Source organism: Streptomyces silaceus, from assembly GCF_001419745.1.
GTDB lineage: Bacteria > Actinomycetota > Actinomycetes > Streptomycetales > Streptomycetaceae > Streptomyces > Streptomyces silaceus.
On sequence record NZ_LIRJ01000161.1, the window covers coordinates 1 to 24,156 of the forward strand.

The 24,156-nt window shown below is 71.2% G+C and carries 26 protein-coding genes; 22 read left to right on the forward strand and 4 right to left on the reverse strand.

Annotated features, from left to right (window positions below; translation table 11 throughout):
* From rplS to AOK22_RS16565, 12 genes are all read left to right on the forward strand, one after another.
* Positions 1-319: 50S ribosomal protein L19 (gene rplS, locus AOK22_RS16510; RefSeq protein WP_055699419.1), on the forward strand; the 319-nt coding region annotated here is incomplete at its 5' end.
* 45 nt (positions 320-364) lie between these two features.
* Positions 365-1,087 carry a signal peptidase I gene (lepB, locus tag AOK22_RS16515; protein WP_055699420.1) on the forward strand — a complete coding sequence of 241 codons (723 nt, stop codon included), beginning with the start codon at positions 365-367 and terminating at the stop codon, positions 1,085-1,087.
* Entirely contained in the window at positions 1,080-2,165 is a 1,086-nt protein-coding gene (gene lepB / locus AOK22_RS16520; RefSeq protein ID WP_055699421.1) for a signal peptidase I, read from the forward strand. The genes lepB (AOK22_RS16515) and lepB (AOK22_RS16520) overlap by 8 nt, the downstream gene beginning before the upstream one ends.
* Positions 2,050-3,012, forward strand: coding sequence for a signal peptidase I (lepB, locus tag AOK22_RS16525; protein WP_141753855.1), 963 nt, complete (start codon positions 2,050-2,052; stop codon positions 3,010-3,012). Before lepB (AOK22_RS16520) ends, lepB (AOK22_RS16525) begins: the two co-directional genes overlap by 116 nt.
* 80 nt (positions 3,013-3,092) lie before the next feature.
* The gene (gene lepB / locus AOK22_RS16530) at positions 3,093-3,851 is read left to right on the forward strand and encodes a signal peptidase I (RefSeq protein WP_055699423.1); all 759 of its coding nucleotides are present in this window, start codon (positions 3,093-3,095) and stop codon (positions 3,849-3,851) included.
* A complete protein-coding gene (locus AOK22_RS16535) occupies positions 3,841-4,368 on the forward strand; it encodes an NUDIX hydrolase (protein ID WP_055699424.1) in 528 nt (175 codons plus the stop codon). Before lepB (AOK22_RS16530) ends, AOK22_RS16535 begins: the two co-directional genes overlap by 11 nt.
* A gap of 55 nt (positions 4,369-4,423) precedes the next feature.
* Complete coding sequence (locus AOK22_RS16540; RefSeq protein ID WP_055699425.1) at positions 4,424-4,732, forward strand: DUF2469 domain-containing protein; 309 nt, start codon at positions 4,424-4,426, stop codon at positions 4,730-4,732.
* A gap of 106 nt (positions 4,733-4,838) precedes the next feature.
* Complete coding sequence (locus tag AOK22_RS16545; RefSeq protein ID WP_055699426.1) at positions 4,839-5,216, forward strand: YraN family protein; 378 nt, start codon at positions 4,839-4,841, stop codon at positions 5,214-5,216.
* Entirely contained in the window at positions 5,216-6,835 is a 1,620-nt protein-coding gene (locus AOK22_RS16550; protein ID WP_055699427.1) for a YifB family Mg chelatase-like AAA ATPase, read from the forward strand. The genes AOK22_RS16545 and AOK22_RS16550 overlap by 1 nt, the downstream gene beginning before the upstream one ends.
* On the forward strand, positions 6,832-7,992 hold the full coding sequence (dprA, locus tag AOK22_RS16555) for a DNA-processing protein DprA (protein WP_055699428.1): 1,161 nt from the start codon (positions 6,832-6,834) through the stop codon (positions 7,990-7,992). Before AOK22_RS16550 ends, dprA begins: the two co-directional genes overlap by 4 nt.
* A 344-nt stretch (positions 7,993-8,336) precedes the next feature.
* The gene (whiG, locus tag AOK22_RS16560; protein WP_055699429.1) at positions 8,337-9,179 is read left to right on the forward strand and encodes an RNA polymerase sigma factor WhiG; all 843 of its coding nucleotides are present in this window, start codon (positions 8,337-8,339) and stop codon (positions 9,177-9,179) included.
* Between the two features lie 148 nt (positions 9,180-9,327).
* The gene (locus AOK22_RS16565; protein ID WP_079036612.1) at positions 9,328-9,867 is read left to right on the forward strand and encodes a TetR/AcrR family transcriptional regulator; all 540 of its coding nucleotides are present in this window, start codon (positions 9,328-9,330) and stop codon (positions 9,865-9,867) included.
* Here the strand turns inward: AOK22_RS16565 and AOK22_RS16570 are convergent.
* Positions 9,821-10,396: a M23 family metallopeptidase gene (locus tag AOK22_RS16570; RefSeq protein ID WP_055699431.1), complete on the reverse strand. Its 576-nt coding sequence runs from the start codon at positions 10,394-10,396 to the stop codon at positions 9,821-9,823. The two genes, AOK22_RS16565 and AOK22_RS16570, sit on opposite strands and share 47 nt — an antisense overlap.
* A 351-nt stretch (positions 10,397-10,747) precedes the next feature.
* Here AOK22_RS16570 and rpsB point away from each other — a divergent pair, with 351 nt between their 5' ends.
* The 10 genes from rpsB to AOK22_RS16620 all read left to right on the forward strand — a co-directional run bounded on the left by rpsB (position 10,748) and on the right by AOK22_RS16620 (position 21,596).
* A complete protein-coding gene (rpsB, locus tag AOK22_RS16575) occupies positions 10,748-11,641 on the forward strand; it encodes a 30S ribosomal protein S2 (protein WP_055699432.1) in 894 nt (297 codons plus the stop codon).
* 102 nt (positions 11,642-11,743) lie between these two features.
* Positions 11,744-12,580, forward strand: coding sequence for a translation elongation factor Ts (gene tsf, locus AOK22_RS16580; protein WP_055699433.1), 837 nt, complete (start codon positions 11,744-11,746; stop codon positions 12,578-12,580).
* 187 nt (positions 12,581-12,767) lie between these two features.
* Positions 12,768-13,529, forward strand: a complete 762-nt coding sequence (gene pyrH, locus AOK22_RS16585; RefSeq protein WP_055699434.1) for a UMP kinase — start codon at positions 12,768-12,770, stop codon at positions 13,527-13,529.
* Between the two features lie 156 nt (positions 13,530-13,685).
* On the forward strand, positions 13,686-14,243 hold the full coding sequence (frr, locus tag AOK22_RS16590; protein ID WP_055565944.1) for a ribosome recycling factor: 558 nt from the start codon (positions 13,686-13,688) through the stop codon (positions 14,241-14,243).
* Positions 14,244-14,294: 51 nt separating this feature from the next.
* The gene (locus tag AOK22_RS16595; RefSeq protein ID WP_079036610.1) at positions 14,295-15,398 is read left to right on the forward strand and encodes a phosphatidate cytidylyltransferase; all 1,104 of its coding nucleotides are present in this window, start codon (positions 14,295-14,297) and stop codon (positions 15,396-15,398) included.
* A gap of 182 nt (positions 15,399-15,580) precedes the next feature.
* Positions 15,581-16,687 (forward strand): dual-specificity RNA methyltransferase RlmN, encoded by a 1,107-nt coding sequence (gene rlmN, locus AOK22_RS16600; RefSeq protein ID WP_055699435.1) that lies wholly within the window; start codon positions 15,581-15,583, stop codon positions 16,685-16,687.
* Between the two features lie 238 nt (positions 16,688-16,925).
* Positions 16,926-18,011, forward strand: coding sequence for a thiamine ABC transporter substrate-binding protein (locus AOK22_RS16605; RefSeq protein WP_055699436.1), 1,086 nt, complete (start codon positions 16,926-16,928; stop codon positions 18,009-18,011).
* Entirely contained in the window at positions 17,987-19,675 is a 1,689-nt protein-coding gene (locus tag AOK22_RS16610; protein ID WP_055699437.1) for an ABC transporter permease, read from the forward strand. The genes AOK22_RS16605 and AOK22_RS16610 overlap by 25 nt, the downstream gene beginning before the upstream one ends.
* Positions 19,675-20,703, forward strand: coding sequence for an ABC transporter ATP-binding protein (locus AOK22_RS16615; RefSeq protein ID WP_055699438.1), 1,029 nt, complete (start codon positions 19,675-19,677; stop codon positions 20,701-20,703). The genes AOK22_RS16610 and AOK22_RS16615 overlap by 1 nt, the downstream gene beginning before the upstream one ends.
* Positions 20,704-20,804: 101 nt before the next feature.
* Complete coding sequence (locus AOK22_RS16620) at positions 20,805-21,596, forward strand: maleylpyruvate isomerase family mycothiol-dependent enzyme (RefSeq protein WP_055699439.1); 792 nt, start codon at positions 20,805-20,807, stop codon at positions 21,594-21,596.
* A gap of 36 nt (positions 21,597-21,632) precedes the next feature.
* On the opposite strand, the gene AOK22_RS16625 is transcribed toward AOK22_RS16620, so the two are convergent.
* The 3 genes from AOK22_RS16625 to AOK22_RS16635 all read right to left on the reverse strand — a co-directional run.
* Complete coding sequence (locus AOK22_RS16625) at positions 21,633-22,799, reverse strand: LOG family protein (RefSeq protein WP_055699440.1); 1,167 nt, start codon at positions 22,797-22,799, stop codon at positions 21,633-21,635.
* Positions 22,800-22,836: 37 nt separating this feature from the next.
* Positions 22,837-23,241 carry a VOC family protein gene (locus AOK22_RS16630; protein WP_055699441.1) on the reverse strand — a complete coding sequence of 135 codons (405 nt, stop codon included), beginning with the start codon at positions 23,239-23,241 and terminating at the stop codon, positions 22,837-22,839.
* Between the two features lie 121 nt (positions 23,242-23,362).
* Positions 23,363-24,156, reverse strand: a 794-nt coding sequence (locus AOK22_RS16635) for a hypothetical protein (RefSeq protein ID WP_055699442.1), incomplete at its 5' end; no start/stop codon positions are given.

The window sequence follows — 24,156 nt, forward strand, 5'->3', positions numbered from 1 at the left end:
GTCGCTGCGCAGCGACATCCCGGCCTTCCGCCCGGGCGACACCGTCAACGTCCACGTCCGCGTCATCGAGGGCAACCGCTCCCGTGTGCAGCAGTTCAAGGGCGTAGTCATCCGTCGCCAGGGTGCCGGCGTGCGCGAGACCTTCACGGTCCGCAAGGTCTCCTTCTCCGTCGGCGTCGAGCGCACCTTCCCGGTGCACACCCCGATCGTCGAGAAGATCGAGCTCGTCACCCGCGGTGACGTGCGTCGCGCGAAGCTGTACTACCTCCGTGACCTGCGCGGCAAGGCCGCGAAGATCAAGGAGAAGCGCGAGAACTGATCTCGCGCACGGGTCCGCGACGGGGCCGGATAACATCTGGCCCCGATGGACACCGAAGCACAGCACACGGAGCGCGACCGCTCCTCCCGACCCTCCGCTGCCGAAGACGTCCCCGACGTCGACGGAGCATCCGAGGAGACGGAGGAACGGTCGCGTTCCGTTTTTGCGTCCGTCGTCGACTGGCTGCCCGGGGGCAGACTCACGCTCACGTTCCTGCTGTGCATGGGGCTCCTGCTCGCGGTCAGCACCTTCGTGATGCAGCCCTTCCAGATCCCGAGCGGCTCCATGGAGCCCGCGTTCCGCGTCGGGGACCGGGTACTCGTCAACAAGTTGGCGTACCGTTTCGGTTCCGAGCCGCAGCGAGGTGACGCGGTCGTCTTCGACGGCAGCGGCTACTTCGGAGATGCCGACTACATCAAGCGGGTCGTGGGCACAGGGGGAGACCGGGTGGTCTGCTGCGACAAGCGGGGGAGGATCAAGGTGAACGGCGAGCCCGTCGACGAGCCGTATCTGTACGAAGGGGACGCCCCCTCACAGGTGCCCTTCGACGTCGTCGTCCCCGAAGGCAGCCTCTTCCTCCTCGGCGACCACCGCAGCGACTCCAGCGACTCCCGTGACCATCTCGGTCAGCCCGGTGGCGGCATGATCCCCGTCGACGAGGTCATCGGCAGGGCCGACTGGATCGCCTGGCCGGTCGGCCACTGGTCGTCCCTGAAGCGCCCCGACAGCTACGCGCGCGTGCCGGCACCAGGCGGCGCCCATGGGTAACCGGGGGCGGACGCGTGCCGCGGGGCACCGCGCGGACACCGGGCTGCCCACCGGATCCCGGCCGACCGACGCCCCCGCGCGGCCCGGCCGCGCGGAGCGGCGCAAGCTCGCGAAGAAGGTCAAGCGGCGCAGGCGGCGCTCGGCGATCAAGGAGATACCCCTCCTCATAGGTGTGGCGCTCCTGATAGCCCTCGTCCTGAAGACCTTCCTGGTGCAGGCCTTCGTGATCCCCTCGGGCTCCATGGAGCAGACGATCCGGATCGGCGACCGGGTCCTGGTCGACAAGCTCACCCCCTGGTTCGGGTCGAAACCGGAGCGCGGCGACGTCGTCGTCTTCAAGGACCCCGGCAACTGGCTCGAGGAAGAGCAGGGCAAGAAGAAGGACGACCCCGTGGTCGTCAAGCAGGTCAAGGAAGGCCTGACCCAGATCGGTCTGCTGCCGTCCGACAACGAACGGGACCTGATCAAGCGCGTGATCGGTGTCGGCGGCGACACGGTCAAGTGCTGTGACAAGAACGACAAGGTCACCGTCAACGGCGTACCTCTCGACGAGCCGTACATCAATCCGGGCGACAAGCCCTCCGCGTTCGAGTTCGAGGTGAAGGTCCCCAAGGGGCGCATCTTCGTGATGGGCGACCACCGCAGCGACTCGGCGGACTCACGTTTCCATCGCACCGAGAAGTTCAGCGGCACCGTCTCCGAGGACCAGGTGGTGGGGCGTGCGATCGTCATCGCCTGGCCGTTCGGGCACTGGCGCAAACTGGAGGAGCCGGACACGTATGCGTCGGTTCCCGACGCGCGTGCTGGATCGGACACCGCCACAGGAGCGTCGCATAGGGTGGCCCACGGCGATCGATACGGATTGATCCGACTCCCGACCCCTGCGGAACTCCCGCTCGTTATGGGAGTGGTGGGCCTGCATCGCATCTGGGGCAGGCGGCGGCACGGACTGAGGAGTGGATGTGGGGGATTTGGCGGTCGGCGCACGATCCGGACACGAAGGGCCCGAGGAGCGGCCGGAGCGATCCGACGAGCCGGGCACCGGGTCCGTCGCGGACGGCGTGCAGCCCGGGAGTGACGCGGTGGACGGCGAGGACGCGAAGAGCGAGCAGGACGCCAAGCAGCCCAAGAAGCCCCGCTCCTTCTGGAAGGAGCTTCCGCTCCTCATCGGCATCGCGCTCGTCCTGGCACTGCTGATCAAGACGTTCCTGGTCCAGGCGTTCTCGATCCCCTCGGACTCGATGCAGAACACCCTGCAGCAGGGCGACCGGGTCCTCGTGGACAAGCTGACGCCGTGGTTCGGCTCCGAGCCCGAGCGCGGCGAGGTCGTCGTCTTCAAGGACCCGGGCCACTGGCTGGACGGCGAGCCCACGCCCGATCCGAACGCGGTGCAGCGCGTCCTCGGCTGGATCGGCCTCATGCCGTCCGCCGACGAGAAGGACCTCATCAAGCGCGTGATCGGCGTCGGCGGCGACACCGTGGAGTGCAAGGGCACGGGACCGGTGAAGGTCAACGGCAAGGCGCTGAACGAGCCGTACGTCTTCGCCGGGAACACCCCGTGCAGCGTGGACGACCAGGGCGGCCAGTTCAAGGTGACCGTGCCCAAGGGCAAAATCTGGGTCATGGGTGACCACCGGCAGAACTCGCTGGACTCCCGCTACCACCAGAACCAGCCCGGCGGCGGCGCCGTCCCCGTGGACAACGTCGTGGGCCGCGCCATCGTGATCGCCTGGCCGCCCACCCGCTGGGCGACGCTGCCCAAGCCCGACACCTTCGACCAGCCGGGCATCAACGCGCTCTCCAGCGCGGCGCCGGGCGTCCTCGGTCTCGCGGGTGCCGTGCCGATCGTGCTGTGGCGCCGGCGCCGCCTCACGGTGGCCGCGGCTCGGGACGCGAGGGTTTCTGGCGGCAGTACCGCCGGGTAGGGTGCCGTCCCAGATCGCCGATCTTCCGCCGCCCGTGTACACGGGCGGCGAGGTCGTCTCCGAGACGGGGGAGCACCGGGATGAGCAGGACACGTCGTACGGACGAGGGCCACGGACGGCTCGGCAGCGTGCTGTCGGGTGTCGCCGTGGCCCTCGGCTGTGTGCTCTTCCTCGGCGGCTTCGTCTGGGGTGCCGTCCTGTACCAGCCGTACACCGTGCCCACCGGGTCGATGACGCCGACGATCGGCTCGGGCGACCGGGTGCTCGCGCAGCGGATCGACGGCGACGAGGTGCGCCGCGGTGACGTCGTCGTCTTCAAGCAGGCGACGTGGGGCGACCTGCCGATGGTCAAGCGGGTCGTCGGCGTGGGCGGCGACACGATCGCCTGCTGCGAGGACGGCAAGCTGACCGTCAACGGCAAGGACGTCGCAGAACCGTATCTCCCCGAGGGCAAGGGCGCCGCGGCCACCGGCATCCCGACCACGAAGGTGCCCAAGGGCCGACTGTTCCTGCTCGGCGACGAGCGCAGCGGGTCCCTGGACTCCAGCGTGCACCTGGGCGACGCCGACCACGGCTCGGTGCCCCGCGGCGCCGTGCAGGCGCGCGTCGACGCGGTGGCCTGGCCGATGGGCAAGTTCGGCATGCTGGAGCGGCCCGACGGCTTCGCGGACATGCCCGGCGGCATCTCCGAGCCGGGGCCGCTGCGCATGGTCGTCACCGCGATCGTGGTCGGCATGGTCCTGGTGCTCGGCGGCGCCGCGTACGGGCCGGTGGCGAGGCGTCTGGGCCGCGGGCGCGCCGGGAACCGTACGAGGGAGGCGGCCGCCGGTGTCGGCTGAGGAGACGGTGCCCGCCCCGCTGTCGGAGTCGGGGCGTCCGCTGCGCCGGGTCGCGCGTGTGGTGCTCCTCGACCCGGACGACCGCATTCTGCTGCTGCACGGCCATGAGCCCGAGGATCCGAAGGACGACTGGTGGTTCACGCCGGGCGGCGGCCTGGAGGGCGACGAGACGCACGAGCAGGCGGCCCTGCGCGAGCTGCGCGAGGAGACCGGCATCACGGAGGTCGAACTCGGCCCCGTCCTGTGGCGGCGCGTCTGCTCCTTCCCGTTCGCCGGGCGGCGCTGGGACCAGGACGAGTGGTACTTCCTGGCGCGTACGTCGCAGACGGCGACCGCCGCCGAGGGCCTCACGGAGCTCGAGCGGCGCAGCGTCGCCGGATCGCGTTGGTGGACGTGCCGAGAACTGACCGGGGCTCATGAGACGGTGTATCCGACCAGACTCGCCGAGCTGCTGCGCAAGCTGCTCGACGAGGGGCCCCCGGAGCGGCCGGAGATCCTCGACACGGAAATCGTGTAGGGGCTCGCGAGGCTGACGCACAATAGGGGGACGCACGGCTGAAGGGGAACATGCCATGAGCGCCGAGGACCTCGAGAAGTACGAGACCGAGATGGAGCTGAAGCTCTACCGGGAGTACCGCGATGTCGTCGGTCTGTTCAAATACGTGATCGAGACCGAACGGCGCTTCTATCTCACCAACGACTACGAGATGCAGGTGCACTCGGTTCAGGGTGAGGTCTTTTTCGAGGTGTCCATGGCGGACGCCTGGGTGTGGGACATGTACCGGCCCGCTCGCTTCGTCAAGCAGGTCCGTGTCCTCACGTTCAAGGACGTGAACATCGAGGAGCTCAGCAAGAGCGACCTGGAGCTGCCGGGCAGCTGAGTTCACTCGTCGGGGTGGCGGAGATATCCACAACCGACGAGTAGTGCACCAAGATCCAACAGGTGCGCGCTGATCCGTGACGGTGGGTGCCGGAGGTGGTGCCGACATGAACGCACGGGAAGCACTCGGCAGGTACGGCGAAGACCTGGCTGCGCGGCGGCTGATCGCGTCGGGAATGACGGTCCTGGAGCGCAACTGGCGCGCGGGCCGGACCGGAGAGATCGACATCGTGGCCCTGGACGGCGAGGTTCTCGTCGTCTGCGAGGTCAAGACGCGCAGGGCGGGCCTGGTCGGGGCGGCGCTGTTCGAGCATCCGATGGCGGCCGTGGGCCGGACCAAGGCGGAGCGGCTGCGGCGGCTGGCCGAGCGCTGGATCGAGGAGCGCGGCGGCCCACCGCCGGGCGGTGTCCGCATCGACCTGGTCGGGGTCCTGCTGCCGCGCCGGGGCGGGCCCGTGGTCGAGCATGCGCGCGGGGTGGCCTGATGGGATTCGCGCGCACGTGTTCCGTGGCCCTCGTCGGAGTCGAGGGCGTGGTCGTCGAGGTGCAGGCCGATCTGGAGCCCGGGGTGGCGGCGTTCACCCTGGTCGGCCTGCCGGACAAGAGCCTGAGCGAGAGCCGTGACCGGGTCAGGGCCGCCGTGGTCAATTCGGGCGGGGAATGGCCCCAGAAGAAACTCACGGTGGGGCTGAGCCCGGCGTCGGTGCCGAAGAGCGGCAGCGGTTTTGATCTCGCCGTCGCCAGCGCGGTGCTCGGGGCGTCCGAGCGGATCGATCCCAAGGTGCTCGCCGACATCGTGATGATCGGCGAGCTGGGACTCGACGGCCGGGTGCGACCGGTCCGAGGGGTGCTGCCGGCGGTCCTCGCGGCGGCGGACGCGGGGTACGAACAGGTGGTCGTCCCCGAATGCACGGCGGCCGAGGCCGCGCTGGTGCCGGGGATCTCCGTCCTCGGGGTCCGCAGCCTGCGCCAGCTCATCGCGGTCCTCACCGACGAGCCGGTGCCGGAGGAGGAGCCGACCGAGGCCGGGCGCCCGGACCCGATGCTCGCCGGGCTGTGCGTGCCGGGGACCGGCGCGGGCACGGGGCTCGGCGGGGCCGTGGACGACGCCCACGCGCTGGACCTCGCCGACGTCGTCGGCCAGCGGGCGGCGAGGACCGCCATCGAGGTGGCCGCGGCGGGGGCCCACCACCTCTTCCTCCAGGGGCCGCCGGGCGCCGGGAAGACGATGCTCGCGGAGCGGCTGCCGGCGATCCTGCCCCGGCTCACACGCGAGGAGTCCCTGGAGGTGACGGCGGTCCACTCGGTGGCGGGCATGCTGCCCGCGGGCAGACCCCTGGTGGACGTCGCGCCGTACTGCGCGCCCCACCACTCCGCGACGATGCAGTCGCTCGTGGGCGGCGGCAAGGGGATCGCACGGCCGGGCGCGGTCTCGTTGGCGCACCGAGGGGTGCTCTTCCTCGACGAGGCGCCGGAGTTCAGCACCCAGACCCTGGACTCCTTGCGGCAGCCCCTCGAATCCGGGCACGTGGTGATCGCGCGCAGCGCGGGCGTGGTGCGGCTGCCCGCGAGGTTCCTGATGGTGCTCGCCGCCAACCCCTGCCCCTGCGGCCGCCATACAATGCTGGGCGACGGCTGCGAATGCCCGGCGTCCGCCGTCCGCCGCTATCAGGCCCGCCTCTCGGGCCCGCTGCTCGACCGGGTCGACCTGAAGGTCGAGGTGGAGGCCGTCACCCGCTCCGAACTGGCGGGGTGCGCCACCGGCGGCGAGTCCACGCGGACCGTCGCCGACCGGGTGCGGGCCGCGCGGGAGAGAGCGGCGGCCCGGCTGGCCGACACCGGCTGGCGGACCAACAGCGAGGTGCCCGGCCATGCCCTGCGCATGCGCTGGCCCGCCGCTCCCGGCGCGCTGGAGGCCGCCGAAGTCGACCTGGAGCGGGGATTCCTGACCGCCCGTGGCCTCGACCGGGTGCTGAGGGTGGCCTGGACCGTCGCCGACCTGGCGGGCCATGACCGGCCGACCGCGCAGGACGTCGCGCTGGCGCTGCAATTGCGCACGGGCATCTCGCGCGGGGTGCCGATGGTGATCGGAGCGCCGGCATGACCGTCGTCCCGTCGCCGGAGGAGGAGCGGCTCGCCCGGGTCGCCCTGACCCGGGTACTGGAGCCCGGGGACGCGGCCGGTGGGCGGTGGCTGCGGGAGATCGGGGCCGTCGAGGTGCTGCGGCGGCTGGGGACGGACGAGGAGCGGCCCGCGGGGGTGACCGCGCGGCGCTGGGAGGGGCTGCGGGCGCGGGCCGCCCGGGTGCGGCCCGAGCGGGACCTGGAGGCGGCGCGGGACGTCGGCGGGCGGTTCGTGTGTCCGGGGGACGCGGAGTGGCCCGCCTCGCTGGACGACCTGGGGGACGCGCGTCCGGTCGGGCTCTGGGTGCGGGGGCGGCCGTCCCTGCGGATATGGGCACTGCGGTCGGTGGCCGTCGTCGGATCGCGGGCCTGCACGGAGTACGGCGCGCGCATGGCGGCCGGCCTCGCCGCGGGGCTCGCGGAGCGCGGCTGGGTCGTGATCTCCGGAGGGGCGTACGGCGTGGACGGCGCCGCGCACCGCGGGGCGCTCGGGGCCGGCGGCGCGACCGTGGCCGTGCTGGCGTGCGGGGTGGACCGACCCTATCCGCGCGGGCACGCGGAGTTGATCGGGCGGATCGCGGAACAGGGGCTCGTGGTCGGCGAGTTGCCGCCGGGGGACCATCCGACGCCGAGCCGGTTCATTCTGCGGAACAGGGTGATCGCCGCGTTGACGCGGGGGACGGTGGTGGTCGAGGCCGCCTATCGCAGCGGGGCGCTGGCCACGGCGCGCAGCGCCCAGGACCTGGGGCGCTTCGCCATGGGGGTGCCGGGGCCCGCGACCAGCGGGCTCTCCGCCGGGGTGCACGAACTGCTGCGGGGTGACGGTGTCCTCGTCACGGATGCGGCGGAAGTCGTCGAGCTGGTCGGGGACATGGGTGAGCTGGCCCCGGCGCGGCGGGGGCCCGTCGTGCCGCGCGATCTGCTCGCCCCCGGGGCGGCGCGGGTGCTGGCGGCGCTGCCCGCGCGGGGGCGTGCGACGGCGCGGGACGTGGCGGTGGGGGCGGGGACGAGCGCGGACGACGCGGTAGGGCGCCTGTACGAGCTTCAGTCGTTGGGGTTCGTCGAACGACACGGCGACGGCTGGCAGTTGACACGCCAGGCGATTCTGTCCGTGTTCGCCGGTGGAGGTGAATCGTGACCGAGCGTGTTCCGCCGGACGGATGACCCCCGACGACCATGGGAAATCGTGCAGTTGATACTCCAAGCCCGTCACGCTGCGCTACGTAATCGTCTCCTTGGGGCACCCAGCGGAACGTATCTGCGCACGCACGATCCCATAGTCTTCGCACACTGCGACACTTCAGTCACGCTACGCTCACAAGGATTCCGACGCGGACAGGCAACCAGACGGACGACCCCATTCACTCCACGCACGCTCCCCACCGCACAGGCACGGGCGAGCCCGGCGACTCCACGGGCCCGCGCGACCTCACCGACCCACGCGACCTCACCAGTTCACGGCAGAACGGCTCAAGGCGACGAATGCCCCAGCACACCTCAGGGTCCGACCGGGCGGCGGTTCCACCCGCCGCCCGTAGCGGCGAGCGGGAGCGGCCTCCCGCCCCCTCGTCGCTGGACGAGTTGTGGCGGTCGTACAAGGAGACGGGGGACGAGCGGCTCAGGGAGCAGTTGATCCTGCACTACTCGCCGCTGGTGAAGTACGTCGCGGGCCGGGTGAGCGTGGGGCTGCCGCCCAATGTCGAGCAGGCCGATTTCGTCTCCTCCGGGGTCTTCGGGCTGATCGACGCGATCGAGAAGTTCGACATCGAGCGGTCCATCAAGTTCGAGACCTACGCGATCACCCGTATCCGCGGGGCGATGATCGACGAACTGCGGGCGCTCGACTGGATCCCGAGGTCGGTGCGGCAGAAGGCGCGCAACGTCGAGCGGGCCTACGCCACCCTGGAGGCGCAGCTGCGGCGGACGCCGACCGAGAGCGAGGTCGCCGCCGAGATGGGGATCGCGCTGGAGGAACTGCACGCGGTTTTCAGCCAGTTGTCGCTGGCAAACGTGGTGGCGCTCGAAGAGCTGCTGCACGCGGGCGGCGACGGCGGCGACCGGCTGAGCCTCATGGACACGCTGGAGGACCACGCGGCCGACAACCCCGTGGAGGTCGCGGAGGACCGCGAGCTCCGCAGGCTGCTCGCGCGGGCGATCAACACGCTGCCGGAGCGCGAGAAGACCGTCGTGACGCTCTACTACTACGAGGGGCTGACGCTCGCCGAGATCGGCAACGTGCTCGGCGTGACCGAGAGCCGGGTGAGCCAGATCCACACGAAGTCGGTGCTCCAGCTGCGGGCGAAGCTGGCGAGTTTCGGGCGCTGATCGAGCTGAATCGTCCCTGCCCAGCGGCCGGAAGACCGTCCCTGCCGGGCGGGCGGGAGGACGGGAGCGACTCCCGCGCGGGGCGTCCCGTCCGTAGAGTGGAAGTGTGCCAAGGATTCGAGCGGCCTCAGTGGCCGAGCACCGGTCGATGCAGCGCGGCGCCCTGCTGGACGCCGCCCGGTCCCTGCTGTCCGAGGGGGGTACGGAGGCACTGACCTTCCCCGCTCTCGCCGAGCGCACCGGGCTGGCCCGGTCCTCCGTCTACGAGTACTTCCGGTCACGGGCCGCCGTGGTGGAAGAGCTGTGCGAGGTCGACTTTCCCGTCTGGGCGGCGGAGGTCGCGGCGGCGATGGAGGGGGCACAGACCCCCGAGGACAAGGTCGAGGCGTATGTCCGGCAGCAGCTGGCGCTGGTGGGGGACCGGCGGCACCGCGCCGTGGTCGCCATCTCCGCGAGTGAGCTCGACGCCGGGGCGCGCGAGAAGATCCGTGCGGCGCACGGGGGGCTCATCGCGATGATCGTCGAGGCGCTGGTGGCGCTGGGGCACGAGCAGCCCCGGCTCGCGGCCATGCTGCTCCAGGGCGTCGTGGACGCGGCGGTGCGGCGCATCGAGCTGGGGGCCGCGGAGGATCCTTCCGCCATCACGGAGGCGGCGGTCGCCATGGCTCTGCGGGGTGTGCGGGGCTGAGGCCCGGCGACGCCCCGGTCATCGGCAGCAGGCGTGAGGGGCGCCCGCGCAGCAGCCACGGCGGGAGCAGGGTCAGCGGGTTCAGGTAGGTCTTTCCTCTGAGCAGGCCCCAGTGGAGGCAGCTCGTGGTGCGGCAGTGGGCAGCCGGGAGCTCCAGGACGCCCACCTCGTCGCCCGCCTCGACCCGGTCGCCCTTCTCGACCGTCGCCCGTACCGGCTCGTACGTGGTGCGCAGGGGTGGGGTGCCCGTGTCCGCCAGTTCCAGTGAGAGCACGCCCCTGCCCGCCACCCGGCCCGCGAAGGCGATACGACCCGGGGCCACCGCTCGCACTGGTGTGCCGGGCGGGGCGGCGAGGTCGACGCCGCGGTGGCCCGCGCCGTACGGGGTCGCGGGCGGATCCCAGGTCCGTACGACCTGAGGGCGGGTGCCCAGCGGCCAGGTCGTGGCCGTCCCCGCGGCGGGCGCGGGCGGGGGCAGAACGGTCGCGAGCAGGGCCGCCAGCGGCGGCAGCAGCAGTTCCAGGCGCATGGCAGAACCGTCCCGCGCCCCGCGGATCCGCGGGGATCATGGACCGGATCTGGGGACTACCGGCCGGTTGTGGACAGCGCTGTCACCCTTTCGTGGCGGGTGGGGCCAGGGAAGCGGGGCCGGCCCCGTCACCTGCTGGTCGACGGTGGCGTCACCCGGTACCTCGCGGGTCCCGTACACTTCTTTTGGCGATCCGGGTCACCGGGTCGACTTCGCACGCCCCGACACCAGGTCAGGAAACAAGCCGGTGTCAGCGCCCCTCGGTCCCTCGTGGCAAGGCGCACAGCGGGCGTCAGGCGCGAGTGCCGTCCGGCACACGCGGCACAACCGAGAATCTCAAGGAGAACGGCCATGGCCGTCGTCACGATGCGGGAGCTGCTGGAGAGCGGCGTCCACTTCGGTCACCAGACCCGTCGCTGGAACCCGAAGATGAAGCGCTTCATCTTCACCGAGCGCAACGGCATCTACATCATCGACCTGCTCCAGTCGCTGTCGTACATCGACCGCGCCTACGAGTTCGTCAAGGAGACCGTCGCCCACGGCGGCACGGTCATGTTCGTCGGTACGAAGAAGCAGGCGCAGGAGGCGATCGCCGAGCAGGCGACCCGCGTCGGCATGCCCTACGTCAACCAGCGCTGGCTGGGCGGCATGCTCACCAACTTCTCGACCGTCTACAAGCGTCTGCAGCGCCTCAAGGAGCTCGAGCAGATCGACTTCGAGGACGTCGCCGCGTCCGGTCTGACCAAGAAGGAGCTTCTCGTGCTCTCGCGCGAGAAGGCCAAGCTGGAGAAGACCCTCGGCGGTATCCGCGAGATGCAGAAGGTGCCCAGCGCCGTCTGGATCGTGGACACCAAGAAGGAGCACATCGCCGTTGGTGAGGCCCGGAAGCTCAACATTCCGGTCGTCGCGATCCTCGACACCAACTGCGACCCCGACGAGGTCGACTACAAGATCCCGGGCAACGACGACGCGATCCGCTCCGTCACGCTGCTCACCCGCGTGATCGCCGACGCCGTCGCCGAGGGCCTCATCGCCCGTTCCGGCGTTGCCACCGGTGACTCGAAGCCGGGCGAGAAGGCCCAGGGCGAGCCGCTGGCCGAGTGGGAGCGCGACCTGCTCGAGGGCGAGAAGAAGGCCGACGAGGCCCCCAAGGCCGACGAGGCCAAGGCCGAGGACAAGCCGGCCGAGGCCGCTGCCGAGGCTCCGGCCGCCGAGGCCCCGGCCGCGGACGCCGAGCAGGCCTGACCCTCACGGGTTCGGTGGTTGACGGCGGGGGCCCGATCGGCCCCCGCCGTTCACCCGTAGACCTTCGTAGATCTTTCAGACTTCGAGAGAGAAATTTCGATCATGGCGAACTACACCGCCGCTGACGTCAAGAAGCTCCGTGAGCTCACGGGCGCCGGCATGATGGACTGCAAGAAGGCGCTCGACGAGGCCGAGGGCAACGTCGACAAGGCCGTCGAGGCGCTCCGCATCAAGGGCCAGAAGGGCGTCGCCAAGCGCGAGGGCCGCTCCGCCGAGAACGGCGCCGTGGTCTCCCTCATCGCCGACGACAACACCTCCGGCGTCATCGTCGAGCTGAAGTGCGAGACGGACTTCGTCGCCAAGGGCGAGAAGTTCCAGGCCGTGGCGAACAACCTCGCCGCCCACGTCGCCAAGACCTCCCCGGCCGACCTCGAGGCGCTGCTCGCGTCCGAGATCGAGGCCGGCAAGACCGTCCAGGCGTACGTCGACGAGGCCAACGCCAACCTCGGCGAGAAGATCGTCCTGGACCGCTTCGCGCAGTTCTCCGGCGCCTACGTCACCGCGTACATGCACCGCACGATGCCCGACCTGCCCCCGCAGATCGGTGTCCTCGTCGAGCTGGACAAGGCCGACGCCGACCTCGCCAAGGGTGTCGCGCAGCACATCGCCGCCTTCGCGCCGAAGTACCTCTCCAAGGAGGACGTGCCGGCCGAGGTCGTCGAGTCCGAGCGCCGCGTCGCCGAGGAGACCACCCGCGCCGAGGGCAAGCCCGAGGCCGCCCTGCCGAAGATCGTCGAGGGTCGCGTCAACGGCTTCTTCAAGGAGGCCACGCTCCTCGGCCAGCCGTACGCGCTGGACAACAAGAAGTCGGTCGAGAAGGTTCTCGCCGAGGCCGGTGTCACCCTGAAGCGCTTCTCGCGCATCAAGGTCGGCATCTGAGTCCGTACCGCGATCGACGGTAGACCCCGCTAGGGTCGAAGGCGGTCGCCCGCGCACCGAGCACTCGTGCGCGACGTACGACCGCAGGATCTGACGAGGAGGCCATTGCCGAGCATGGGTTGCGAACGACACCCCACCGGCAGTGGCCTTCTTCGTATGTGTGCCAAGTAAGAGAAGCGAGAACCACATGACCACCAAGGCCGACTCGAAGAGCGACGACGGCAAAGTTCCCGGACGCTTCCTGCTGAAGCTCTCCGGCGAGGCGTTCGCCGGTGGGGGCGGCCTCGGTGTCGATCCCGACGTGGTGCACGCCATCGCCCGCGAGATCGCGGCCGTCGTCCGCGACGGCGCCCAGATCGCCGTCGTCATCGGCGGCGGCAACTTCTTCCGCGGCGCCGAGCTCCAGCAGCGCGGCATGGACCGGGCCCGCTCCGACTACATGGGCATGCTCGGCACGGTCATGAACTGTCTCGCGCTGCAGGACTTCCTGGAGAAGGAAGGCATCGACTGCCGCGTCCAGACCGCCATCACCATGGGGCAGGTCGCGGAGCCGTACATCCCGCTGCGCGCCGTGCGCCACCTGGAGAAGGGCCGTGTGGTCATCTTCGGTGCGGGCATGGGCATGCCGTACTTCTCCACCGACACCACCGCCGCGCAGCGTGCCCTGGAGATCGACGCCGAGGCGCTGCTCATGGGCAAGAACGGCGTGGACGGCGTCTACGACTCCGACCCGAAGACCAACCCCGACGCGGTGAAGTTCGACTCCCTCGGCTACGGCGAGGTCATCACCCGCGACCTCAAGGTCGCCGACATGACCGCGATCACGCTGTGCCGGGACAACAAGCTGCCCATCCTCGTCTTCGAGCTGCTCTCCGAAGGCAATATCGCTCGGGCCGTCAAGGGTGAGAAGATCGGCACTCTCGTGGGCGACCAGGGAAACCGGGCCTGACCCGCGCGACCTGGGTCAGTCTCAAGGGACGCACGCGAGACGTCACTTGAGAGGGATGGACAAAGCCCTGCCGGTCGGACACCGTGCAGGAAAGAGACGCGACGCAGCCGGCCGCCCCGTGCTAGCCGGGCCACTCAAGACACGCAGGAGCAAGTGGTGATCGAAGAGACCCTCCTCGAGGCCGAGGAGAAGATGGAGAAGGCCGTCGTGGTCGCCAAGGAGGACTTCGCCGCGATCCGCACCGGGCGTGCGCACCCGGCGATGTTCAACAAGATCGTGGCGGACTACTACGGCGCGCTGACGCCGATCAACCAGCTGGCCTCGTTCTCGGTGCCCGAGCCGCGGATGGCCGTGGTGACCCCGTTCGACAAGAGCGCGCTGCGCAACATCGAGCAGGCGATCCGCGACTCCGACCTCGGCGTCAACCCGAGCAACGACGGCAACATCATCCGGGTGACCTTCCCCGAGCTCACCCAGGACCGCCGCAAGGAGTACATCAAGGTCGCCAAGACCAAGGCCGAGGACTCCAAGATCTCGATCCGGTCGATCCGCCGCAAGGCCAAGGAGGCCTTCGACAAGGCGATCAAGGACGGCGACGTCGGCGAGGACGAGGGTCGTCGCGCCGAGAAGGAGCTCGACGACACCACCGCGAAGTACGTCGCCCAGGTGGACGAGCTGCTCAAGCACAAGGAAGCCGAGCTGCTCGAAGTCTGATCGAGGTCTGATCGAGGCTGATCGAAGTCCGAGGAATCAGGAAACCGATCCGTGAACGACTCTTCCTGGGGGGCGCCGCCCAGAGCCGGGTATTGGGGGCCGCCCGACCAGGGGCCCGGTCAGGGGGCGACCCCGCCAGGTCCCGCGTACGATGCGCAGGACGCGCTGTTTCCGTCTGAGACGCAGCCCATGCCCATCGTGCCCGACGTACCCGTGAACGGCGGAGACCAGGACGACGACCGGGGGGCCACTCGGATGGGCGGCCCCCTGTTCCGTGACGAGCCTCCGCAGGAGCCCATGCCCAGCGCACCACAGCCCGCCCCGGCAGCACCGCAGAAGAAGAGCGCGGGCCGCGACCTCGGGGCGGCCATAGGAGTCGGTGTGGGACTCGGCGCGGTGATCATCGCGTCGCTGTTCATCGTGAAGGCCGTCTTCGTCGGCGTCATAGCGGTCGCCGTCGTGGTCGGTCTCTGGGAGCTCACCTCCCGGCTCGAGGAGCGCAAGGAGATCAAGGCGCCGCTGGTGCCGCTGGCGGTGGGCGGCGCGGCGATGGTCGTCGCCGGCTATGTCCGCGGGGCCGAGGGCGCCTGGGTCGCGATGGCGCTCACCGCGCTCGCGGTGCTCGTCTGGCGCATGACCGAGCCTCCCGAGGGCTACCTCAAGGACGTCACGGCGGGGGTCTTCGCGGCCTTCTACGTCCCCTTCCTCGCGACGTTCGTGGCGCTGATGCTCACCGCGGACGACGGTCCGCAGCGGGTGCTGACCTTCCTGCTCCTGACCGTGGTCAGCGACACCGGCGCGTATGCGATCGGCTGGCGCTTCGGCAAGCACAAGCTGGCGCCGCGCATCAGCCCCGGCAAGACCCGCGAGGGCCTGGTCGGCGCGGTCACCTTCGCGATGGCCGCGGGCGCGCTGTGCATGCAGTTCCTGATCGACGGCGGCACGTGGTGGCAGGGCCTCCTGATCGGCCTCGCGGTCGCGGCGAGCGCCACGCTCGGTGACCTCGGCGAGTCGATGATCAAGCGGGACCTCGGCATCAAGGACATGGGCACGCTGCTGCCGGGCCACGGCGGCATCATGGACCGCCTCGACTCCCTGCTCCCGACGGCCCCGGTGGTCTGGCTGCTGCTGGTGGTCTTCGTGGGCTTGGGCTGAGCCTCCGCTTCCCCGGACGTCACATGCGTACGAGCCCCTTCCCCTCACGGGGGAGGGGCTCGTCGCCGTAGGGCCCTGTCCCGCCGTGGGAAGGGCGCTGTCCCGCCGCGGGCAGAGCGCCCGAGCGGCCGCCTCTCCGAGCGCGAGAGGCATGCGCGGGCATCTGCGACACTGGTAGTGCCATGCCTAAGCCCGGAGAACTTACCTTTGTCGCGCCCCGCGGAGCCAAGAAGCCGCCGCGGCACCTCGCCGACCTCACGCCCGCCGAGCGGAAGGAAGCCGTCGCCGCCATCGGCGAGAAGCCGTTCCGCGCCAAGCAGCTCTCGCAGCACTACTTCGCGCGGTACGCCCACGACCCGGCGGAGTGGACCGACATCCCCGCCGGTGCGCGCGAGAAGCTCCGTGACGCGTTGCTGCCCGACCTGATGTCCGTGGTGCGGCACATCAGCTGTGACGACGACACCACCCGCAAGACGCTCTGGCGTCTCTTCGACGGGACGCTCGTCGAGTCGGTCCTCATGCGGTACCCGGACCGGGTCACCATGTGCATCAGCTCCCAGGCGGGCTGCGGCATGAACTGTCCGTTCTGTGCCACGGGCCAGGCCGGGCTCGACCGGAATCTCTCGACCGGCGAGATCGTGCACCAGATCGTGGACGGCATGCGGGCGCTCCGGGACGGCGAGATCCCCGGCGGGCCCGCGCGGCTCTCCAACATCGTCTTCATGGGCATGGGCGAGCCGCTCGCCAACTACAAGCGCGTCGTCGGCGCCATCCGTGCGCTGACCGACCCGGAGCCGGACGGTCTCGGCCTCTCGCAGCGGGGAATCACGGTCTCGACGGTCGGGCTCGTCCCGGCGATCCACCGGTTCGCCGACGAGGGCTTCAAGTGCCGCCTCGCGATCTCGCTGCACGCGCCGGACGACGAGCTGCGCGACACCCTCGTGCCGGTCAACACGCGCTGGAAGGTGCGCGAGGTGCTGGACGCCGGGTGGGAGTACGCCGCGAAGTCGGGGCGTCGCCTCTCCATCGAGTACGCGCTGATCAGGGACATCAACGACCAGGCGTGGCGCGGTGACCGGCTCGGCCGGCTGCTCAGGGGCAAGCCCGTGCACGTGAACCTCATCCCGCTGAACCCGACGCCGGGCTCGAAGTGGACGGCTTCGCGGCCCGAGGACGAGAAGGCGTTCGTGGAGGCCATCGCCGCCCACGGCGTGCCGGTCACCATCCGGGACACCCGGGGCCAGGAGATCGACGGAGCCTGTGGCCAGCTGGCCGCGAGCGAGCGGTAGCCGAGAGGTACGCTGGCGGGCGTACGGCTCGTACACACATCTGCATATTCCGACAGGGGAGCGCCACAGCGCTGAGAGTGCGGCACCTTGGACAGGTGGGCCGCAGACCCTCTGAACCTCGCCCGGGTCATTCCGGGTAGGAAGTTCGGCGATCACTCAAGCTGTTGCGCCCTGCCCGCAGGCTTTCCGGCCCGCGGGCAGGGCCGCGTCTTCTCCTGGTCACCCAGGAGGAAAGTCAGTGAGCACCACCAAGAAGGTCACGCTCACCGCGGTCGCGGTGGGCATCGGACTCGTCGCCGTCTCTGCGTGCGGCGGCTCCGGCGGCGGGTCGGGGGACGCCGACTCCAAGAGCGTCACGCTCGTCAGCCACGACTCCTTCAACGTCTCCAAGGACGTGCTGAAGGACTTCGAGAAGCGGTCCGGCTACCAGGTCAAGGTCCTCAAGGACGGGGACGCGGGGGCCGCCGTGAACAAGGCGATCCTCTCCAAGGACAACCCGCAGGGCGACGTCTTCTTCGGCGTCGACAACACCCTGCTCTCGCGCGCGCTCGACAACGGTCTCTTCCAGTCGTACGAGGCCAAGGGCTCGGACAAGATCGGGGCGCAGTACCGGGTCGACCAGGACAAGCACCGGGTCACGCCCGTCGACAGCGGTGACATCTGCGTCAACTACGACAAGAAGTACTTCGCGGACAAGAAGCTGGCGCCGCCGAAGTCCTTCGAGGACCTGGCCGAGCCGCGGTACAAGAACCTGCTCGTGACCGAGAACGCCTCGACCTCGTCGCCCGGCCTCGGCTTCCTGCTCGGCACCGCCGCCAAGTACGGCGACAAGGGCTGGCAGGACTACTGGACGAAGCTCAAGGCCAACGGCGTCAAGGTCGTCGACGGCTGGGAGCAGGCCTACAACGAGGAGTTCTCCGGGTCCGCCGGCGGCAAGAAGGCCAAGGGCGACCGCCCGCTCGTCGTCTCCTACGCCTCCTCGCCGCCCGTCGAGGTCCTCTACGCCAAGCCGCAGCCCAAGGAGGCGCCGACCGGCGTCGCCACCGGCACCTGCTTCCGCCAGGTCGAGTACGCGGGCCTGCTCAGCAACGCCAAGAACACCAAGGGCGGCAAGGCGCTCCTCGACTTCCTCGCGGGCAAGGAGTTCCAGGAGGACATGCCGCTGAACATGTTCGTGAACCCCGTGCGTGAGGGCACCGAGCTGCCCGAGCTGTTCACCGAGCACGGGGTGACGGTCGACAAGCCCGAGACCATGGCCCCGAAGAAGATCGCGGACAACCGCGAGGCGTGGATCAAGTCGTGGACCTCGCTCGTACTGAAGTGAAGGAGCGCCCCGTGAAGGGGCGCTCTCGCGGGAGCGCGGCGCGGCTCGGCCTGATGGCCGTGCCCGTCGCGTTCTTCGCGCTCTTCTTCGCCTATCCGGTCACGGCGATCGTGGCGCGCGGCCTGCACGTCGACGGCGTCTGGCAGTTCGGCCGGATCACGGACGTGCTCGGCCAGTCCGACATCCGGCACGTGCTGTGGTTCACCACCTGGCAGGCGCTCGCGTCGACCGGCCTGACGCTGCTGATCGCGCTCCCCGGCGCGTACGTCTTCGCGCGCTTCGACTTTCCCGGCAAGCAGGTGCTGCGGGCCGTGGTCACCGTGCCGTTCGTGCTGCCGACGGTCGTCGTCGGGACGGCCTTCCTCGCGCTCATCGGGCGGGGCGGGCTCTTCGACGAGCTGTGGGGCGTGCGCCTGGACACCACGGTGTGGGCGATCCTGCTCGCGCACGTCTTCTTCAACTACGCGGTCGTCGTACGGACCGTCGGCGGGCTCTGGTCGCAGCTCGACCCGCGGCAGGAGGAGGCCGCGCGGATGCTCGGCGCCTCGCGCCTCAGGGCCTGGCGGACGGTGACGCTGCCCGCGCTCGGGCCCGCCGTCGCCGCCGCCGCGCTGATGGTCTTCCTCTTCACCTTCACCTCCTTCGGCGTCGTGCAGATCCTCGGCGGACCCGCGTACTCGACGCTCGAAGTGGAGATCTACCGGCAGACCGCCCAGCTCCTGGACCTGCCCACGGCCGCCGTCCTGACGATCGTGCAGTTCGCCGCGGTCGGGCTGATCCTGGCGATCCACGCGTGGACGGTGCGCCGTCGCGAGAGCGCGCTGAAGCTCGTCGACGCGGCGGCCGTCGCGCGGCGCCCGCGCGGGGCGGGGCAGTGGACGCTGCTCGGCCTGGTCATGGCGACGGTCGCCGTGCTGATCCTGCTGCCGCTCGGCGTGCTCGTCCAGCGGTCGTTCGACGGCCCCGACGGCTTCGGGTTCGCGTACTACGAGGAGCTGACCTCGGCGGACGGCGGCGCCTTCCTCGTGCCGCCGATCGAGGCGGTCTGGAACTCCCTCCAGTACGCGGTCGTGGCCACCGCCATCGCCGTCGTCATCGGCGGACTCGCGGCCGCCGCCCTGACCCGCAGGGCCGGGCGGCTCGTCCGCGGCTTCGACGCGCTGCTCATGCTGCCGCTCGGGGTCTCCGCGGTGACGGTCGGCTTCGGGTTCCTGATCACGCTGGACAAGCCGCCGCTGGACCTGCGGTCCACCTGGATCCTGGTGCCGCTCGCCCAGGCGCTGGTCGGCGTGCCGTTCGTCGTACGCACCATGCTGCCCGTCCTGCGCGCGGTGGACGGACGGCTGCGCGAGGCCGCGGCCGTGCTCGGGGCCTCGCCACTGCGGGCCTGGCGGGAGGTCGACCTGCCGATGGTGCGGCGGGCGCTCCTGATCGCCGCCGGGTTCGCCTTCGCCGTCTCGCTCGGCGAGTTCGGCGCGACCGTCTTCATCGCGCGGCCCGACAACCCGACGCTGCCGGTCGCCGTGGCACGCCTGCTTGGCCGGGCCGGTGACCTCAACTACGGCCAGGCGATGGCCCTTTCGACGATCCTCATGGTGGTGTGCGCGGTGTCCCTGCTGCTCCTGGAACGCATTCGGACCGACCGGACCACGGGGGAGTTCTGATGACGGACGCGCTGCTGAGCCTGCGGGACGCGACGGTACGGTTCGGGGCACGGGCCGCGCTCGACGCCGTCGACCTCGACGTCGCCGAGCACGAGATCGTCTGTGTGCTCGGGCCGAGCGGCAGCGGCAAGTCGACGCTGCTGCGCGCGGTGGCCGGGCTGCAGGGGCTCGACGCGGGCCGGGTCCTGCTCGGCGGGCGCGACCAGCGCGGGGTGCCCGCGCACAAGCGGGGCGTCGGCCTGATGTTCCAGGACCACCAGCTCTTCCCGCAGCGCGACGTTGCGGGCAACGTCGCCTTCGGTCTGCGCATGCACGGCGCCTCGCGGGGCGAACAGGCCGACCGCGTCGCGGAGTTGCTGGAGCTCGTCGGCCTGCCGAAGGCGCAGCGACGCGCGGTGGCGGCGCTCTCCGGCGGCGAGCAGCAGCGCGTCGCGCTCGCGCGGGCCCTCGCGCCCCGGCCCCGGCTGTTGATGCTGGACGAGCCGCTCGGACAGCTCGACCGGTCGCTGCGGGATCGGCTCGTCGTCGAACTCCGTGAACTCTTCGACGAGTTGGGCACGACCGTGCTCGCCGTCACGCACGACCAGGGCGAGGCGTTCGCGCTCGCCGACCGGGTCGTCGTCATGCGGGACGGGCGGATCGCCCAGTCCGGTACGCCGCTTGAGGTGTGGCAGCACCCCGCGGACGAGTTCGTGGCGCGCTTCCTCGGCTTCGACAACGTCGTCGCGGCGACGGTGACGGGCGAGGTCGCCGACACGGCGTGGGGCAAGGTGCCGGTGCCGGAGGGATCGCCGGCCGGGCGGCACAAGGTGCTGGTGCGGCCGGCCGGGGTGCGGCTGGTGGCCGCCGACGAGGGGCTGCCGTGCGTGGTGACGGCGCGGACGTTCCGCGGCACGCACGTCGCCGTGCATCTGCAGCCCGCGGAGGGCCCGCGCCTGGAGGCGGCGTGCGCGCTGCGGCAGGCGCCGGAGGTGGGGGAGACCGTGGGGGTCGGCTTCGACGCGGCCGACGTGGTGGTGCTCGGCTGAGCCGGGCGTGGCTGAGCAGGACGCGGTTGTGCGGGGCTGAGCCGTGCGCGGTCGCGAAAACGCGGGTGCCGCCGGTGTGCTCGGCGACCTAGGGTGCGGGCATGACGAGACTGAACCATGACCGCTACTGCGCCGAAGTGACCGTGCAGATGGACCTCCTGAGGTCCGCGCTGGCCGGCGCGGACCTCTCGGTCACCGTGCCGACCTGCCCCGACTGGACGTTGGCGCAGCTCGTGCGGCACATGGGCGGCGCGGTGCGGTGGAGCGAGCACCTGGTGGCGACGCGCGCCGAGCGGGACATCCCGGAGGAGGACATCCCCGAGGCAGGGGGCCCGGAGGGCGACGACCCGGCCGCGCTCGACGCCTGGCTGGCCCGCACCGCCGAGCTCGGCGAGCGGACGTTCCGCGCGGCGGGCGCCGACGCGAAGGTGTGGTCGTGGTCGGACGACCCGAGCGCCGGGTTCTGGGCGCGGCGCATGACGCACGAGCTGGCGGTCCACCGCGCCGACGCGGCCATCGCCGCCGGTGTCGCGTACGAGATCGATCCGGAGGTCGCGGCCGACGCGATCGACGAGTGGCTCGATCTCGTGGCGCTCGCCCAGCGCACCGACCCCGACGACAGCGCGGCCGAGCTCAAGGGCGCGGGGCGCGGCATCCATCTGCACGCCACCGACGCCCCGCCCGGCCTGGACGCCGAGTGGCTCATCGAGTTCGGCGAGGACGGCTTCACCTGGCGGCGCGGGCACGCGAAGGCGGACGTCGCGCTGCGCGGTCCGCTCACCGAGGTGCTGCTCGCCTTCTATCGGAGGCGCCCGCTGGACAGCGGGCGCGTGGAGGTCCTGGGCGAGCGCGAGCTGCTCGACTTCTGGCTGGAGCGCGCGTCCTTCGGGTGACCGTGCCCGGGGCCCGACCGGATCGCCGCGGCGGTCTCAGCTCTTCGGGTCGCCCGCGCCGAGGTCCCGCAGCGCGTCCGGTGCGTCCTCCACCCGGTCCACCAGGGCGATCCGCGACTCCATCGCGCGGTCGCGGGCCAGTGCCTGGAGGAGGGGCCACACCGGGAGGTGCTCCGTCCAGTGGGCGCGGTCGACGAGGACCATCGGGCGGGGCTCGCCGCGCGACTCGTAGTAGTTGGGGGTCGTGTTGTCGAAGACCTCCTGGACCGTGCCCGCGGCGCCCGGCAGGAAGACGACGCCCGCGTTCGAACGGGCCAGCAGGCCGTCCTCGCGGGTGGCGTTGGCGAAGTACTTGGCCAGGTGGGCGGCGAAGGGGTTCGGCGGCTCGTGGCCGTAGAACCAGGTGGGGATGCCCACCGACGCGCCGCCGGCGGGCCAGCGCTCGCGCACCGCGAAGGCCGCGCGCGCCCACTCGGTGACCGACGGGGTGAACGACGGCGCCTTGGCGAGGAGTTCGAGCGCCTCGTCCAGCATGTCGTCGGCGAGGACCGAGGCGTACGCGCCGAGGTTCGCGGCCTCCATCGCGCCGGGGCCGCCGCCCGTGGCGACGGTGAAGCCCGCGCGGGACAGCTCACGGCCGAGCCGGGCGGCGCCCGCGTACGCCTCCGTGCCGCGGGCCATCGCGTGGCCGCCCATGACGCCCACCACCCGCGCCCCGACGAGGAGTTCGTCGAGCGCGTCGGAGATGGAGTCGTCGTGAATGGCACGGAGCATCGACGAGAAGACGTCGCCGTCGGCGGTGGTGCGCTGGAACCAGTCGTACGCGTGGGCGTCCGGCGTCGCGTCGTAGCCGCCGTCGGCGAGCCCGGCGAACAGGTCGTCGGGGGTGTACAGCAGGCCGCGGTACGGGTTGAACGGCAGGCCGGGGACCGGCGGGAAGACCAGTGCCCCCGACGCGCGGACGCGTGCCGCCGCGTCCTCGTCCATCGGGCAGCCGAGGAAGACGGCGCCCGCGACGTCGGCGGCGAGCAGCGCGGAGGTGCGCTCCGTCAGGTCGACGGCCTGGACGCGGCATCCGGCGAGACCACCGCGCCCCGAGACCTCGTCGAACTCGGCGAGGGTCTCGATCTCGCGGTCCTCGCCCGGGAGTTGCGGGTCGGCCGTGCGGTGCGGGGCGGATGCGCTGTCGGGTGTCGGCTGCATCCGCCCATGCTAAGCAGCGCTCGGGGAGAGGGCTCGGTCAGCCCTGGACCTCGGAGGCGTCCATCCACATGATCTCCCAGGTGTGGCCGTCCAGGTCGTCGTAGGCGCGGCCGTACATCGTGCCGTAGTCCTGGACCTTGCCGGCCGTGCCGCCCGCGGCGACGGCCTTGTCGACCAGCTCGTCGACCTTCTCGCGGCTCTCGGCGCTCAGACACAGCAGCGTCTCGCTGGTCTTCGTGGAGTCCGCGATCTCCTTCTGCGTGAAGTCCGCGTACCGCTGCTTGCTCAGCATCATCGCGATGATGGTCTCGCTGATGACCACGCACGCGCAGTCGTCGGTCGAGAACTGCGGGTTGAGCGTGTAGCCGAGCTCCGTGAAGAACCTCTTCGACGCGGCGACGTCGTCGACGGCCAGGTTCACGAAGATCATCTGCTGGTACATGAGCGTCTCTCCCGGTGAGTGCGTGTGCCTCGCGTGTGCCTTACGAGGGGGTAGACAGCCGTTCGACGCGGAACTCATCGCCGGTGGCGAACTTTTTTTCCCACGCGTTCTCCGCCGTCGTTCAACGCACCAGCGGCAGCGCGGCGAGCTCCGCGACGAGCCAGGTCAGCGGCCCGAACACGGCGGCGAGCGCGCCCGCGCGGAGCGCCGCCGTGCCGCGCAGCATCGTCGCCGGGGCGCCGAGCCGCAGTAGCGCGGCCGTGGTGTCCGAGCGGGACTGCCGGGCCTCGATCGCGGCGGTGGCCAGGGTCAGGACCGCGCAGCCCGCGACGAGCAGCGCGCCGAGCGCGGTGAGCGGGCCGACGGCGGGGCTCGGCCCCGCGTACAGCACGACCGAGGCGTAGGCGCCGGACGCCACCGCGCACAGCACGCCGAGCGGCCGTCCGATGCGGCGCGCCTCCTCCTGGAGGACGCGTCCCGCGAGCAGCCGCACCGCGCCGGGCCGGACCGCCTGGAGGATCCGGCCGCAGAGGTGGGTGAGGCCGGGGCCCGCGAAGACCAGCCCGAGCGCGGTCAGCGCCCAGCCCGCGAGCACGCCCGCCGGGCTGCCGTCGGCGCCGCCCGGCATGGGGAAGCCGCCGCTCCCGATCCCGCCGCCGGAGCGGCTCGCGTACGTCTCGACGGCGAGGCCCGCCGCGAGCAGCGCGACGCCCCAGGGGAGTCCGCTCGGCGCCGGGGCGGGGGCCTCCGGCTCCCCGGTCCGGTCGGTGCCCGGCTCCGTGCCGGTGGACTTGGCGGGGCGGGGGCGCAGGACCAGGGCGCTGGCGCCCGAGGCGAGGAGGGGGACGAAGGCGAGCAGGGTCAGGGCGGCGGCGAGCGGCAGCGGCTTGTCGGCGGCGAGGAGCCGGGCCGCCG

Bases quoted from the DNA above. Each gene is read 5' to 3' on its own strand.
- lepB (WP_055699420.1), top strand. From the start codon at position 365: ATGGACACCGAAGCACAGCACACGGAGCGCGACCGCTCCTCCCGACCC.
- lepB (WP_055699421.1), top strand. From the start codon at position 1,080: ATGGGTAACCGGGGGCGGACGCGTGCCGCGGGGCACCGCGCGGACACC.
- lepB (WP_055699423.1), top strand. From the start codon at position 3,093: ATGAGCAGGACACGTCGTACGGACGAGGGCCACGGACGGCTCGGCAGC.
- AOK22_RS16540 (WP_055699425.1), top strand. From the start codon at position 4,424: ATGAGCGCCGAGGACCTCGAGAAGTACGAGACCGAGATGGAGCTGAAG.
- AOK22_RS16545 (WP_055699426.1), top strand. From the start codon at position 4,839: ATGAACGCACGGGAAGCACTCGGCAGGTACGGCGAAGACCTGGCTGCG.
- AOK22_RS16550 (WP_055699427.1), top strand. From the start codon at position 5,216: ATGGGATTCGCGCGCACGTGTTCCGTGGCCCTCGTCGGAGTCGAGGGC.
- dprA (WP_055699428.1), top strand. From the start codon at position 6,832: ATGACCGTCGTCCCGTCGCCGGAGGAGGAGCGGCTCGCCCGGGTCGCC.
- whiG (WP_055699429.1), top strand. From the start codon at position 8,337: ATGCCCCAGCACACCTCAGGGTCCGACCGGGCGGCGGTTCCACCCGCC.
- AOK22_RS16565 (WP_079036612.1), top strand. From the start codon at position 9,328: ATGCAGCGCGGCGCCCTGCTGGACGCCGCCCGGTCCCTGCTGTCCGAG.
- AOK22_RS16570 (WP_055699431.1), bottom strand. From the start codon at position 10,396: ATGCGCCTGGAACTGCTGCTGCCGCCGCTGGCGGCCCTGCTCGCGACC.
- rpsB (WP_055699432.1), top strand. From the start codon at position 10,748: ATGGCCGTCGTCACGATGCGGGAGCTGCTGGAGAGCGGCGTCCACTTC.
- tsf (WP_055699433.1), top strand. From the start codon at position 11,744: ATGGCGAACTACACCGCCGCTGACGTCAAGAAGCTCCGTGAGCTCACG.
- pyrH (WP_055699434.1), top strand. From the start codon at position 12,768: ATGACCACCAAGGCCGACTCGAAGAGCGACGACGGCAAAGTTCCCGGA.
- rlmN (WP_055699435.1), top strand. From the start codon at position 15,581: ATGCCTAAGCCCGGAGAACTTACCTTTGTCGCGCCCCGCGGAGCCAAG.
- AOK22_RS16615 (WP_055699438.1), top strand. From the start codon at position 19,675: ATGACGGACGCGCTGCTGAGCCTGCGGGACGCGACGGTACGGTTCGGG.
- AOK22_RS16620 (WP_055699439.1), top strand. From the start codon at position 20,805: ATGACGAGACTGAACCATGACCGCTACTGCGCCGAAGTGACCGTGCAG.
- AOK22_RS16625 (WP_055699440.1), bottom strand. From the start codon at position 22,799: ATGCAGCCGACACCCGACAGCGCATCCGCCCCGCACCGCACGGCCGAC.
- AOK22_RS16630 (WP_055699441.1), bottom strand. From the start codon at position 23,241: ATGTACCAGCAGATGATCTTCGTGAACCTGGCCGTCGACGACGTCGCC.